At 37.3% G+C, this 13542-nt stretch carries 13 protein-coding genes, 1 pseudogene and 2 other annotated features (1 of these 16 only partly in view); of the genes and pseudogenes, 10 read left to right on the top strand and 4 right to left on the bottom strand.

What is annotated here, in order from left to right; genetic code table 11:
- Positions 1-188, top strand: a binding site (T-box leader); it begins 220 nt to the left of the window's first position.
- A 43-nt stretch (positions 189-231) separates the two neighbouring features.
- Positions 232-461: a binding site (T-box leader), on the top strand.
- A 138-nt stretch (positions 462-599) separates the two neighbouring features.
- The 6 genes from AC3WJF_RS13355 (at position 600) to aroA (ending at position 7325) form a co-directional block, all read left to right on the top strand.
- The gene (locus AC3WJF_RS13355) at positions 600-1676 is read left to right on the top strand and encodes a bifunctional 3-deoxy-7-phosphoheptulonate synthase/chorismate mutase (protein WP_492452944.1); all 1077 of its coding nucleotides are present in this window, start codon (positions 600-602) and stop codon (positions 1674-1676) included.
- 69 nt (positions 1677-1745) lie between these two features.
- The gene (gene aroC / locus AC3WJF_RS13350) at positions 1746-2918 is read left to right on the top strand and encodes a chorismate synthase (RefSeq protein ID WP_492452942.1); all 1173 of its coding nucleotides are present in this window, start codon (positions 1746-1748) and stop codon (positions 2916-2918) included.
- 1 nt (position 2919) lies between these two features.
- Positions 2920-3996 carry a 3-dehydroquinate synthase gene (aroB, locus tag AC3WJF_RS13345; protein WP_492452940.1) on the top strand — a complete coding sequence of 359 codons (1077 nt, stop codon included), beginning with the start codon at positions 2920-2922 and terminating at the stop codon, positions 3994-3996.
- 7 nt (positions 3997-4003) lie between these two features.
- Positions 4004-5101 (top strand): histidinol-phosphate transaminase, encoded by a 1098-nt coding sequence (gene hisC / locus AC3WJF_RS13340; protein ID WP_492452938.1) that lies wholly within the window; start codon positions 4004-4006, stop codon positions 5099-5101.
- Between the two features lie 16 nt (positions 5102-5117).
- Positions 5118-5984 (top strand): prephenate dehydrogenase, encoded by an 867-nt coding sequence (locus tag AC3WJF_RS13335; protein ID WP_492452935.1) that lies wholly within the window; start codon positions 5118-5120, stop codon positions 5982-5984.
- A gap of 45 nt (positions 5985-6029) precedes the next feature.
- Positions 6030-7325, top strand: a complete 1296-nt coding sequence (gene aroA / locus AC3WJF_RS13330; RefSeq protein ID WP_492452933.1) for a 3-phosphoshikimate 1-carboxyvinyltransferase — start codon at positions 6030-6032, stop codon at positions 7323-7325.
- A 111-nt stretch (positions 7326-7436) separates the two neighbouring features.
- Here the strand turns inward: aroA and AC3WJF_RS13325 are convergent, their stop codons facing one another.
- Positions 7437-8042 carry a TetR/AcrR family transcriptional regulator gene (locus tag AC3WJF_RS13325; protein WP_492452931.1) on the bottom strand — a complete coding sequence of 202 codons (606 nt, stop codon included), beginning with the start codon at positions 8040-8042 and terminating at the stop codon, positions 7437-7439.
- Positions 8043-8409: 367 nt separating this feature from the next.
- Here AC3WJF_RS13325 and AC3WJF_RS13320 point away from each other — a divergent pair, with 367 nt between their 5' ends.
- Positions 8410-9156 carry an SDR family NAD(P)-dependent oxidoreductase gene (locus tag AC3WJF_RS13320; RefSeq protein ID WP_492452929.1) on the top strand — a complete coding sequence of 249 codons (747 nt, stop codon included), beginning with the start codon at positions 8410-8412 and terminating at the stop codon, positions 9154-9156.
- Between the two features lie 285 nt (positions 9157-9441).
- Here AC3WJF_RS13320 and AC3WJF_RS13315 read toward each other — a convergent pair whose 3' ends face one another.
- On the bottom strand, positions 9442-9648 hold the full coding sequence (locus tag AC3WJF_RS13315) for a Gfo/Idh/MocA family oxidoreductase (protein ID WP_492452927.1): 207 nt from the start codon (positions 9646-9648) through the stop codon (positions 9442-9444).
- Positions 9649-9913: 265 nt separating this feature from the next.
- On the opposite strand from AC3WJF_RS13315, the gene AC3WJF_RS13310 reads away from it, so the two are divergent.
- Both AC3WJF_RS13310 and AC3WJF_RS13305 read left to right on the top strand, forming a co-directional pair.
- Complete coding sequence (locus tag AC3WJF_RS13310) at positions 9914-10168, top strand: hypothetical protein (protein WP_492452926.1); 255 nt, start codon at positions 9914-9916, stop codon at positions 10166-10168.
- Positions 10169-10606: 438 nt separating this feature from the next.
- Complete coding sequence (locus tag AC3WJF_RS13305) at positions 10607-11155, top strand: HAD-IIIA family hydrolase (protein ID WP_492453010.1); 549 nt, start codon at positions 10607-10609, stop codon at positions 11153-11155.
- Between the two features lie 308 nt (positions 11156-11463).
- Here AC3WJF_RS13305 and AC3WJF_RS13300 read toward each other — a convergent pair whose 3' ends face one another.
- Positions 11464-11976, bottom strand: a complete 513-nt coding sequence (locus AC3WJF_RS13300) for an SRPBCC domain-containing protein (RefSeq protein ID WP_492452924.1) — start codon at positions 11974-11976, stop codon at positions 11464-11466.
- Between the two features lie 201 nt (positions 11977-12177).
- Positions 12178-12654 carry a Cys-tRNA(Pro) deacylase gene (ybaK, locus tag AC3WJF_RS13295; protein WP_492452922.1) on the bottom strand — a complete coding sequence of 159 codons (477 nt, stop codon included), beginning with the start codon at positions 12652-12654 and terminating at the stop codon, positions 12178-12180.
- A 272-nt stretch (positions 12655-12926) separates the two neighbouring features.
- On the opposite strand from ybaK, the pseudogene AC3WJF_RS13290 reads away from it, so the two are divergent.
- Positions 12927-13334, top strand: a pseudogene (locus AC3WJF_RS13290) (GNAT family N-acetyltransferase); the annotation flags it as partial.
- Positions 13335-13542 lie beyond the last annotated feature (208 nt).

Here is a 13542-nt window from a genome sequence, read left to right as displayed (position 1 = left end):
GTTTAAGAGAGCTGATGGTGGTGCAAATCAGTACAAAGATCAACATGAATTACAATCCTGGAGCTTCTTTTTCGTAGCACGGAGAAATCTTTGTGAAGGGAAAGACGGTCAATGATCGTTAACAAAATTGAGAGGTGAACAAGACAGTTCACAACTAGGGTGGTACCGCGAAAAGTTTCGTCCCTACTGGAAAACCAGTAGGGACTTTTTTATTTTCAAAACTAAATAAGATGCAATGCAATGAAAGGAAACAAGTAGTGGAAGATCTCCCTGTTCAAGAGAGCTGATGGTGGTGCAAATCAGTACAAAGATCAACATGAATTACAGTCCTGGAGCTTCTTTTTCGTAACAAAGAGTCGTCTTTGTGAAGGGAGAGACGGTCAATGATCGTTAACAAAATCGAGAGGTGAACAAGACAGTTCACAACTAGGGTGGTACCGCGAAACTAATTCGTCCCTACTGGAAAACCAGTAGGGACTTTTTTTATTACCGCAATAACAAACTTAAAGGAGTTGATGCTTGTTTAGAATTGATACTTAGGGATAATTTTTACAAAAAAAAATTCACGAATTTGAACATAAATTTCAGGAGGAATAAAGATGACAACCAATAAATTAGAGCAATTACGAAACAAAATTGATGAGATTAACTTAGAAATTTTAAATCTATTAAACGAAAGAGCTGAAGTAGTCCAAGAAATTGGAGAAGAAAAGAAAAAACAAGGAGTTACTCGTTTTGATCCTGTTCGTGAACGAGAATCACTTGATTTAATTATTAAGCATCACAACGGACATTTTAAAACATCAACTATTCAACATATTTTTAAAGAAATATTTAAAGCTAGCTTAGAACTTCAAGAAGATGATAGTCGGAAAGTATTGCTAGTGTCTCGGAAGGCTCAACCTGAAAATACCATTGTCGACATTAATGGTGAAACGTTCGGTGATGGAAAACAAAGATTTATAATGGGACCTTGTGCGGTTGAAAGCTTTGAACAAGTTAGAGAGGTTGCCGTTGCTATGAAGAAGCAAGGCTTGAACATCATGCGTGGTGGCGCATTTAAGCCACGGACATCACCTTATGACTTTCAAGGTTTAGGGGTAGAAGGCCTGAAGATTTTAAGAGAAGTCGGAAATGAATTTGGGATGTCGATTATTAGTGAAATTGTTTCATCTAATGACGTAGACCTTGCACTAGACTACGTAGATATTATCCAAGTCGGGGCACGTAATATGCAAAACTTCGATTTGCTGAAAACAGTTGGGAAAGTGAATAAACCAATTCTTTTAAAACGAGGACTTTCTGCCACGATAGAAGAGTTCATCCATGCAGCGGAATACATCATTTCACAAGGAAATAATCAAATCATTTTATGTGAGCGTGGGATACGTACTTATGAAAAAGCGACACGAAATACGTTGGATATTTCGGCAGTGCCTATTTTGAAAAAAGAAACCCATCTCCCAGTGGTAGTCGATGTGACACATTCGACAGGAAGACGAGATTTATTGCTGCCAACAGCGAAAGCTGCGATGGCCATTGGTGCTGATGCGATTATGGCAGAAGTTCATCCAGACCCGGCGGTAGCATTATCAGATGCCGCACAGCAAATGAATATTCCGCAGTTTAATGAGTTTATTCAGGAATTAAAAACATTACAAGAAAAATTAGCGTAAGAGCATTTTTATAAAAAAAAGATTAGTAGATCCCTGCAGTTCGGCAGGGGTCAAAGGAGGATATCAACAATGAGACATATTACAGCAGGTGAATCACACGGTCCGCAGCTGACAACGATTATCGAGGGGTTACCCGCGGGGATGCCTTTAACTGTAGAAGATATTAATCATGAATTAGCCCGCCGTCAAAAAGGGCATGGACGTGGAAGAAGGATGCAAATTGAAACCGATATGGTAAATATTACTGGGGGTGTTCGCCACGGCTTCACCTTAGGTTCACCGTTATCCCTTGCCGTCGAAAATAATGATTGGAAGCATTGGACAAAAATCATGGGGATTGAACCATTGGATTTGGAAAATCAAGAAGAAGTGAAGCGAAAGGTAACGAGACCAAGGCCAGGGCACGCTGATTTAGTTGGTGGAATTAAGTATGGACATCGCGATATGAGAAATGTTCTAGAGCGTTCTTCAGCACGAGAGACAACGGTTAGGGTTGCAGCAGGAGCGGTTGCTAAAAAACTCCTTTCACTGCTAGGAATTGAAATTGCCGGGCATGTTTTAGAAATTGGCGGAGTGAGAGCAAATCCACCACAATATGAAAATATTCAAGAATTACAGCAAAAAACCGAGGATTCTCCTGTTCGTTGCTTTGATGAAAAAGTGGAAAAACAAATGATGGAGGCTATTGATCAAGCGAAAACAAATGGTGATTCAATTGGAGGTATTGTGGAGGTCATAGTGGAGGGTATGCCAATTGGTGTAGGGAGCTATGTTCAATATGACCGGAAACTGGATGCGAATATTGCTCAAGCAATACAAAGTATAAATGCCTTCAAGGGTGTAGAGTTTGGCCTAGGCTTTGAGATGGCGAGAATGCCGGGAAGTGAGGTACATGATGAAATTACCTGGAATGAGGATCAAGGATATGTTCGTTCTACAAATAGATTAGGGGGATTTGAGGGCGGAATGACAACAGGGATGCCGATTGTTGTAAGAGGGGTAATGAAGCCAATTCCTACCTTATATAAACCGTTGAAAAGCGTTGACATTGATACAAAAGAGCCTTTTTCAGCAAGTATCGAACGCTCCGATAGCTGTGCCGTTCCAGCAGCAAGTGTGGTGGCAGAAGCGGTTGTCGCATGGGAACTGGCGACTGCCATAACTGAACAATTTAGTAGTGATCGCTTTGAGTCATTGAAGCAATCCGTTGAAGAGCACAGATTATATGCTAGGGGATTTTAACATGGATGTCATAAATGTTTCGACTGCATCGAAAAACTATCCAGTTTATGTAGGTAGAGAAATCCTCGAGAATTTAAAGGAGCATTTAACCGGATATTCAAAGCTATGGGTCATCACCAATACGTATTTGGAGGAACGGCATTTAGACACACTTGCGGACCATCTTCCTAATTTAGAAACCCATATTTATATAGCTCCAAATGGTGAAAAGGCGAAAACATTTGAGATTTATCAAGATTGTATTTCATTTGGAATTCATCACGGGATGGATCGACATTCGGTTGTTTTAGCTTTTGGAGGAGGGGCAATTGGAGATGTAGCAGGGTTTGTTGCCGCCACTTATATGAGGGGGATTGCCTTTATTCAGATTCCTACCACCATTTTGGCACATGACAGTGCGGTCGGTGGAAAGGTAGGGATTAACCATCCACTAGGAAAAAATATGGTTGGTGCCTTTAAGCAGCCGGAACTGGTTATCTATGATACTCAATTTTTAGCAACATTATCCATTCGAGAAAAAAGAAGTGGGTTTGCGGAAATTATTAAGCATGCCGTCATTTCAGATCCACTTTTTTTACAGGAATTGATGAATGAAACAAAATCACTTGAAGATCTAACTGCATTACCTTTACAAAAGTTTTTGAAAAAAGGTATTGAAACCAAGGCAAATATTGTGCAGCAGGATGAAATGGAAAAAGATATTCGTGCCTATTTAAATTTCGGTCATACACTCGGCCATGCCTTGGAAGCGTCCGCGGGTTTTGGTGAATTAACGCATGGGGAAGCTGTCATGATTGGAATCGTTTATGCCTTGAACATAAGTAAGCAAATCTATCAGTTTGATTTTCCTTATGAAAGCTTTATCAGTTGGCTAGAGGAATTGGGGTATGAGTGGAAAATTCCTGTGAATTGTTCATTTGAATCTATACTGAAATGGATGGTTCGAGATAAGAAATCAGTTGGAAATGAACCTATGTTCGTTTTGCTGCAGGATATAGGAAAACCCGTTAGGCAAAAAGTTGATCAGGAATTACTCAGAAAAACTTTTATAGATTTACAAGATAATAACAAGGAGTGAAATTAAAATGAAATGGAAAGAACAAATGCATCAACTACATGCATATCAACCAGGTAAACAAATTGTTGAAGTGAAGAATCTTAATACGCAAAATTCGATTATCAAATTAGCTTCAAATGAGAACCCATATGGTCATTCACTAAATGTAGATAAAGCATTAAAAGAATTTGGAGGTTCATTAAATATTTACCCAGATGCAAAAGCCAGCATGCTAAGAGCGGAGACTGCTTCACTTTTAGAGGTTGATCCGAATCAATTAATTTTTACAAATGGAACAGATGAATTAATCCAAATCATTTCGAGGGCTTTAATACAACCTGGCAAAAATACGGTGATGGCTACCCCTACTTTTTCACAGTATAAACATAATGCCATGATTGAGGGCGGGAAGGTTAGGGAAATCCCATTGGTGGATGGTAGACATGATTTAGACGGAATGCTTTCAGCCATCGATAGGAATACAACAGTGGTATGGGTATGTAACCCTAATAATCCAACAGGGACTTATATCCCTATCAATGAACTTTGGACATTTATGAAGAAAGTTCCAAAGGATGTGTTTGTTGTACTAGATGAAGCTTATTTTGAATATGTGGAACAACCAGGTAACACGATCGGATTGCTAGAAGAATTCCCTAACGTAATGATTACGAGGACTTTTTCGAAAATCTACGGGCTTGCTAGTTTGCGAGTAGGATATGGAATTTCATCTGTCGACATTATTCAAAAATTAGATGCGGCTCGTCCGCCATTTAATACAAATGTTCTTGGTCAATTAGCTGCTGCCGCTGCCATAAGCGATCAAGAATTTGTAAAGGAATGCTTTCATAAAAATGCCGTTGAGAGGCAAAAGTATAATACATTTTGCTTAGAGAATGGGCTAAAGGTTTATCCTTCAGAAGGGAACTTTGTACTAATTAATTTCGAGTGTGATGGTGACGAGGTTTCACAGTTTTTATTAACGAAGGGGATTATCGTACGATCAGGTAAACAATTAGGGTTTCCAACATGTGTGCGAATTACGATTGGATTAGCGGAACAAAATGAAAGAGTCAGAGCGGCAATAAAGGAATTAATAAAAGAACGCACAATGATGGGAAAGTAATAATGGGGGTATAGTGATGAAAGGAAATGTATTTATTGTAGGATTAGGATTAATAGGTGGCTCGCTTGCCCTTACAATAAAAAATCAGCATCCTAAAGCAAAAATTTATGGTTTGGATGTTCATCAACATGAGATGGAAAAAGCAATTGAACTCAACGTTATTGACGAAAAGGTGGACTCTTTACAGCAGGGAGCAGAACTCGCTGACTTAATCATTTTATCAACACCAGTATTAGAACTGAGAAAAATAATGGTACAATTATCAAGGATGAAATTAAAAGATAATGTCATAATTACAGATACAGGTAGTACAAAAAGCGAGTTAATGGAGGCTGCCAATGAGGTGTTTAATGGAAAAGTAACCTTTATTGGAGGGCACCCTATAGCAGGCTCACACAAAACCGGAGTAGAAAACGCCGACTTACATTTATTTGACGGTGCGTATTATATTCTTACTCCTGCTCCTGAAATAAGTAATAAAAGAATAAGTGAATTAAAGAATTGGTTAAGTGGCACCAATGCACATCTCCATATTCTTGACAAAGATGAGCATGACTACATAGTAGGAATGATTAGTCATCTTCCCCATTTAATGGCTGGAGTATTGGTGAACCAAGCAAAAAAACATGCGATCAGAGAGCCACTTATTCACCAAATGGCAGCAGGAGGATTTCGTGATATCACAAGAATTGCCTCCAGTAATCCAAGTATTTGGAGCGATATCGTTATGGATAATCGCAATCATTTACTCGGTTTAATGGAGGAATGGATGAACGAAATTCGTCATTTGACTACTGTTTTGCAAGCTGGTGATGAACAAGCGATCCAGAATTTTTTTGAAGGGGCAAAAGAATACCGTGATTCTTTACCAATCCGTGTTTAAAGATTGCAGAATGAATTCAGTTAAAGGATAGAAGGAGTGATACTAGTGACATTACAAGTAGTAAAGAAAATAAAGAATGGTATTAATGGCACGATAGTCGTTCCTGGGGATAAATCGATTTCCCATCGAGCGATTATGCTAGGCGGAATTGCAAAAGGAAAAACAGTGGTGAAAGGATTTTTGCCAGGCGAAGATTGTTTGAGTACAATTTCATGTCTAAGACAGCTTGGGGTAAAAATTTTACAAGAAGGAGATTACGTAGAAATTGATGGGAATGGGGTAGAACAATTACGTGATCCTGAAGCTGTACTTGAAGTTGGAAATTCAGGAACAACCATCCGTTTGTTATCGGGTTTGCTGACAGGTTTGCCATTATATGCTTGCTTGCAAGGGGATGCTTCCATTGCAAAACGACCGATGAATCGAATTGTAGAACCATTACGGTTAATGGGTGCAAAAATGGATGGACGTCAAGATGGTAAGTATACTCCACTCACTATTAACGGAGGAAACTTGCATTCCATTGATTATACAATGCCAGTAGCCAGTGCACAGGTTAAATCGGCGATCCTGCTTGCAGGACTTCATGCTACCGGAACAACATCTGTTACGGAGCTTCAAGTTTCGAGAGATCATACTGAACGCATGCTTGAGGCATTTGGTGTAAAGGTACACCGAAGTGGTAAAACAGTATCTATTGCGGGGAAACAGAGCTTAACTGCCACTATCATCAATGTACCAGGAGATATTTCGTCCGCGGCATTTTTCTTGGTTGCGGCTTCTATCATTCCTAATAGTAATATAACCATTCAAGGTGTTGGAGTAAATCAAACTAGAACGGGGATCATCGATGTATTAGAGAATATGGGGGCTTCTATAACAGTATCAGGGGAGAATGAACAATCCTTTGAACCATTCGCCGATTTAAAAGTTAAATCTGCCTCTTTAAAAGCAACTGAGATCTCTGGTGATTTGATTCCAAGATTAATCGATGAAATTCCGATCATCGCTCTCGCCGCTACACAAGCGGAAGGAACGACCATAATTAAGGATGCTGGCGAATTAAAGGTGAAAGAAACCAATCGCATCGATACAGTAGCCAATGAATTAAATAAAATGGGTGCGCGTATTGAAACAACTGTAGATGGGTTAATTATTCATGGCAAAACCCCGTTAAAAGGAGCGCAAGTTAACAGCCATGGAGATCACCGTATCGGAATGATGCTCGCCATTGCTGGTTGTCTTGCAGATGGTGAAACGGCTATTGAAAATAGTGAAGCCATTAAGGTTTCATATCCAACCTTTTTTGAACCGTTAAGGAAGCTTTATGAGTTGAATTAGAGCTGTTTTTGGGCATAATCCTCTTTTTTTGTTAGTCCACTATAAAAAATTAACATGAATCTGTTGAGAAAAATCCATTTTGATGAATCTATTTTCAAAATGGATTTTTTTCTAATTAAAAAATGGGTCTTCAACATAAGGCCCCATTATTGCGAGCTTCATTAGCTGTGTTGCCATAAAGGTACTAGTGTAAGGAATATCATTTTCTAACCACCAAACAATCACTCCGAGAAAAGCGGAAGCATAATAGTGGACGGCGATTTCTCGAGGTACAGTGAGCATATTATCATCTGGTTGCATCGTGTTTATTCCTCTTGAAATAAAATTAATAAGGACATCCTTCATACTGGCCGAGAAATGGGGCATATTTTTTTCAGTCAGAAAAACCTTATATAATTTACTATTTAGCGATATTTGTTCAAATAAATGAATGAAATTTTCATGCGGCTTCCCACTTAAAAAATCAAATTCCTCTTTTTCATTAAATGATAAGTTAATGCTTTCGGTTAAATCATTTAAAATTTCCTCTGAGCTTTGATACAGAAGGTCAAATTTGTCACGATAATGCAGATAGAAGGTGGCACGATTTAACATAGCTTTCTTCGTAATATCTTGAACGGTAATTTTCTCATAACTTTGCTCACTGATTAATTCCACAAGTGCATCTCTTAACATTTGACGTGTTCTTACAACACGCGGATCCAATTTTTTCGACATTTTTAGCCTCCGTGTATTACTTTTCTTTCTTTCACAACATTCTTTTATACATTGTCGATAATGCGACATATTGATAAATGCTGTTGGTTGTCCTTTTACAGCTGATTGTTATAATGATGTTAACACCATGGTGTTGATAAAACAACAAACTGTTAATGTGTTCACAATATAATGATAGTTATGGTTCATTTTACTTGAATCTCTTTAAAATGGAATAAATTCGGCGCGCAATGAATTCTTTTAAGTCAACAATTTATGTAAGTGATCGTTGTTGTTTAGTATATCGAATCTTGCATTCTAAGATTTATAACTAATGAAGTATTTACTATAGATACAGCTATATAACGATGGAAAGGATGATTGAGAAATGGGACGTTTAAACGAAAAAGTGGTTATTATTACAGGTGCAGCAATGGGAATGGGAGCTTCTGAAGCAAAACTATTTGCAAAAGAAGGAGCAAAAGTTGTTGCAACAGATCTGCAAGTTGAAGCACTGAACGAAGTAGTAAAAGAGATTAAAGATAATGGCGGCGAGGCAGTTGCAATTAAACATAATGTTACCTCTGAAGAGGAATGGAAGTTCGTCATTGCCGAAACCGTAAAATTATACGGAAAAGTCGACGTTCTTCTAAATAATGCAGGAGTGTCTTCTCCTAAAACAATCGCAAACATGGAAATGGATGAATGGAATAAAATTTTGGATATTGATTTAAACGGCTGCGTGATTGGGATGAAATATGTTATCCCCGAAATGAAAAAAGCAGGCGGCGGTTCCATCATCAATATTTCTTCCATTGGCGGCCTTGTTGGTATGGCGGGTACTAGCCCATATACCGCTGCAAAAGGAGCACTTCGAGTTCTATCAAAATCCGCTGCTGTTGAATATGGTAAAGAAAAAATCCGGGTAAACTCTATTCACCCTGGTATCGTTGTCACACCTATGACATTGCCAACCATGGAAGATGCATTACCATATTATAAAACATTCACACAGCTTCCATACTTTGGAGAACCAGAAGATATTGCTTATGGAGCACTTTTCTTAGCTTCTGATGAATCCCGCTTTATGACTGGTTCAGAATTAGTAATTGACGGAGGATGGACAGCTCTTTAATCCATATTTTTTATTAAATTACAGTTACCCTGGGAAGCAACTTGTATTAAAAGCAGTGGAAAAAACGGTGGAACTTGCTTTCCAAGGATTGATCTGTACACTTGGCCAGGAATGTCAAAGCGGTTCCATTATATAAAAAATGCGGAATCGTATTCTACAAAACCTGTTTTTTTGTTGTTTCCGATGAAATCATAGTTTGAAGTAGATTCGGTTTTAATATGAACTTAGTGATAAATTTTTTGTCTCAAAGAAAGGTGCCTAGCGTAGTTGATAGGCACCTTATTTTTATTTAACACTTATCCTTTTTCCTTCTTTTGCAGACTGGCGGACAGCATCAATAACTTTTTGCGTCATTAGTCCATTTTCAAACTCTGCTAGGTACGGATGTTTTTTGTCAGTATCTAAAGTTTCATATAAATCATGAAGCATACGGTTAAATCCGTAATAATAACGTGCAGCAACTACAAGCATTTCTGCCGGTGTAGCAATCAAATTGGTATCGCTGAAAGAGTATATAGTTGGAGGGATATTATTTATAACCGATAATCCTCCCCCTTATATTTTTTAACTATCCCTACAATTCGAAAAAGTAGGAGTAAATAAATCGCAAATATCTTAAATAACTAGATTTATCACCTGTTTTAAAAAATGGGAATATTCTTGTTATTTAATCAAGTTTAGTGTAAAATTACACTAAATATAACAAAAAGTTAATTTGTGGATCAGAGGAGTTGAATATGAAGGGAGTGTTTAATATTTGAACAAGAAATTTAGTATTTCTTCTTTAATAGTAATTTTAATAAGTTTTTTGTTTGTAATTTTTGCAACGTATTATTTTGGTACATCTAGTATGGGACTGTTTTTTATAATTATTGGTGTAGGTATCTTAATATATATTATTGGTGTGATTTTGAGTGTTATAGCATTTGCAAGAAGAGAAAAAGGTCCACTGAAATACATAGTAGCTATCTCAGTGATAATAGCAATTTTCTTTGTTGGTTATGTCAATTAATGTGAAAACCTATTTTAAAGCGATAATTGCTTATACAAGTCTCATTATATAACATTTATCTTTTTGCAACGGTAGGTTAAATAATACACTTATGCTAACGGGAGTTCAAAAAGCTAATAAAAGTTTATAAAAGAAATGGCTCCGTTCTCCATTATATTGAGCCATTTCTTTTAATGCATAAACAAATATAAAACACGGTACAAATTGGGTTACATTTTTGGCTGCATTTTCTGGATTTGTGATAGAAAACGGAACCAGTTATTGTAACACGTCTCCTTTTTTATTTGTGTCATTGTTTATTGCTTTGCATGAATTAGAGCTATAATTGGGCAGGTAAGCTTAATCACCATGCAGATTAGTGAAATAAGTAGTACCTAAATAAAGAAAATAATGTAAACTTTAAAGAATACTTATTTGGAATATATATCTGATTTGGAGGTGGAAATATTGAACATTCAAGCTGTTTTCATAGATAGGGATGGAACAATCGGAGGAAATGATAGAGTTACTTATCCTGGGGAGTTTAAGCTATTCCTTGATGTTTCAGAATCAATACAGAAATTAAAAAAGGCAGGCATTTTAATATGTTCCTTTACAAACCAGCCAGGTATTTCAATGGGGGAGGCTTCATTCGAAAATTTTTATAATGAACTCATAGATTTTGGATTTGATAAAATTTATATTTGTCCTCACCAACATAATGAAGGGTGTCAATGTAGAAAGCCTTCATCAGGAATGCTAGAAAAGGCAGCGAAGGATAATAATTTAAATTTGAGGAATTGTGTAGTTATTGGAGATAGATGGACTGATTTACTAGCAGCAGATGAGGTTGGTAGTAAGAAAATTTTAGTGAAAACAGGTAGTGGGAAAGAAGCTTTCACCAAATACAAAAACAATGAATTTTTTGGACGTTGGGGCGAGGTCAAGCCTGATTTTGTTGCAGAAAATTTTAATGAAGCTGTTGAATGGTTAATGTCAAAGCAATAGTCTTGCCTATCGGTTTATACATTAAATTCGAGAATCTATATGCTTGTCAGAAACAACTCTGTTTTAATTTTACGCTGTTTTCGCTTATATTGTTGCTCTGGGGGAAACTGTATAATAAGCTCTTTAGAGATGCCACGCTTACGCTTCTCCTTTCTTCCGTCTTCTACTTCAAACCGAAACAGCAGCAGCCATGGACGATAAAATAAAGTCCTAGACTGCTCCTGTTTTATTGAACAAACATTCCCAGTTGAAACGTAATATTCAAAGTGATTAAGGTTTTTTGGGCCGATTAACTTTTTTATCGCATTCTAATTCAGGGAGACAAGATAGTTGGCAAGTTGATCGAAAGTACCCTCAAGATCTTGTTGAAGCTTTGGAGCCATACGTTTGTAGTTTTCTTGTTCCTCAGCGGAAGCGTTCACAGGGAAACCCTTCAGTTTTAAAACAGTTTTACCTTCGTCATCTTCTAGCGTTATGATATTCATAATTTCAAGAGGCCAGCTCACGCTAAAAGGCGCTCGGACCGTATTGCCTTGCTCATCAGAAAAGGATCGGATATAAGCCACTTTCTCAGGTTCAACAACCTCTTGGTATGCAAATTTCCCCCACAAAACCTGATTTCCGTCAAGAGACGTTTGAATACCTAAAAACTCGCCACCTGATCGAGCGTCCATTTTAACGATTTCGAGGGTGAACCTCTTTGGTCCCCACCATTTCGCGAAATGCCCGAGCTCTGTCCATGCTTTAAATACGAGTTCGCGAGGGGCATCGAATACGCGCGTAAATGCAATTTCGAACGATTGATTCAGATTGTTATCCATGAAAATCCTCCTTTTGAATGATCTCACTCGATTGTTGTTTTTTTATTCTCTTTTATTTAGACGAAATTCGATTGCAAAATTCATCTGTCTAAATGTTCAGGAAGCCCAAATTTGGAATATAATTTTGCGTTAATGAAATTTTGGATGTGGAAGATCTTCTTGTCTTTCATGACAATGAAAGTGGGAATTCCCACTCGAATTTTACTTCAATAATTCTGCAAATTTCCCCCGAATAATGCCAATAAGATCGGAAGTTCCTAATTCAATCTGCACCCCAATTTTACCGCCGCTAACAATGATATCCTGTAATGATTCTGCATTAGAATCGATAATGGTTGGATATAATTTTTTCATCCCAACAGGTGAACAGCCTCCGCGTATATATCCTGATACTTTCGTAATATCCTTCACAGGAATCATTTCAACTTTTTTGTCGCCAACCGCTTTTGCCGCTTTTTTTAAATCCAATTCTTCATGGGCCGGTATAACAAACACATAATATTGTTTGCTAGTACCTTGAGTTATCAATGTTTTATATACTTCATTTGTATCTCTTCCAATTTTTTCAGCTACTGATACGCCATCTATTTTCCCGTCATCTGGATTATAGGTGATGATAGAGTATGCTATTTTTTCTTTATCTAAAATACGCATAGCATTAGTTTTCGTAATTTTCATTATGAATCCTCACTTTTTTGCATTTATGTACCTAAATTTATCATACCACATATTTATGATTTTACTTTAAAAGAGTAGGAATAGAATCATTTTTCGGAATAATATTTACAATAGCAGAAACTTGATTTAGTATTACGGAAGGAGGAAAAAAACTCCAATACATGAAGGGAGAGGGAATTATGATGTTCAAAACAAGAAAATTATTAAAAAACAATAAGGACGACTCTACGTAGTAAAGGAATGGATGAAAATTATAGGGGGATATACATTATATGAAATCAATAACGGAATCAATCAAAATTGTAAAATATCATGAGGATCTAGCAAAGTCCGTTGCGGATATGTGGAACGAAAGTCGTGAAAGCTGGGGTGGAGACGCTAGCGTTAAGACAGAAGCCCAGGTGAAGCAGCAAGAAGCTAATTCCGAAGATATCTTCTTATACTTAGCCTTAGATGGTGAAAAAGTGGTGGGCTACTGCGGAATATCGGAATATAAAGAAGATAACGATGCTTTATATATTCGTCTATTGAATGTCCATCCCGGTTACCATGGGAAGAAATTTGGGAAGCAACTTGTATTAAAAGCAGTGGAAAAAACGGTGGAACTTGGATTTCCAAGGATTGATCTGTACACATGGCCAGGAAATGTCAAAGCGGTTCCATTATATAAAAAATGCGGATTCTTTTGGGAAGATCGAGACAATACAACACATTTAATGAATTTCATCCCACTGGTGCTTCAAAATGAATTAACAAAGCCGTATTTTGCCCATTTAGACTGGTATAAAGATAACGTCAGGGTAATCGAAGTGAAGCCTGATGGGATAAAGGAAAATGGATTTACTTTTTTTGAATACGTATGGGAAAATGAGACGCATTTTCTTCGAA

Source organism: Heyndrickxia sp. FW510-T9, assembly GCF_058781025.1.
Note: the sequence above shows the minus strand (reverse complement) of the source record. Positions and strands in the feature narration are given on the sequence as shown.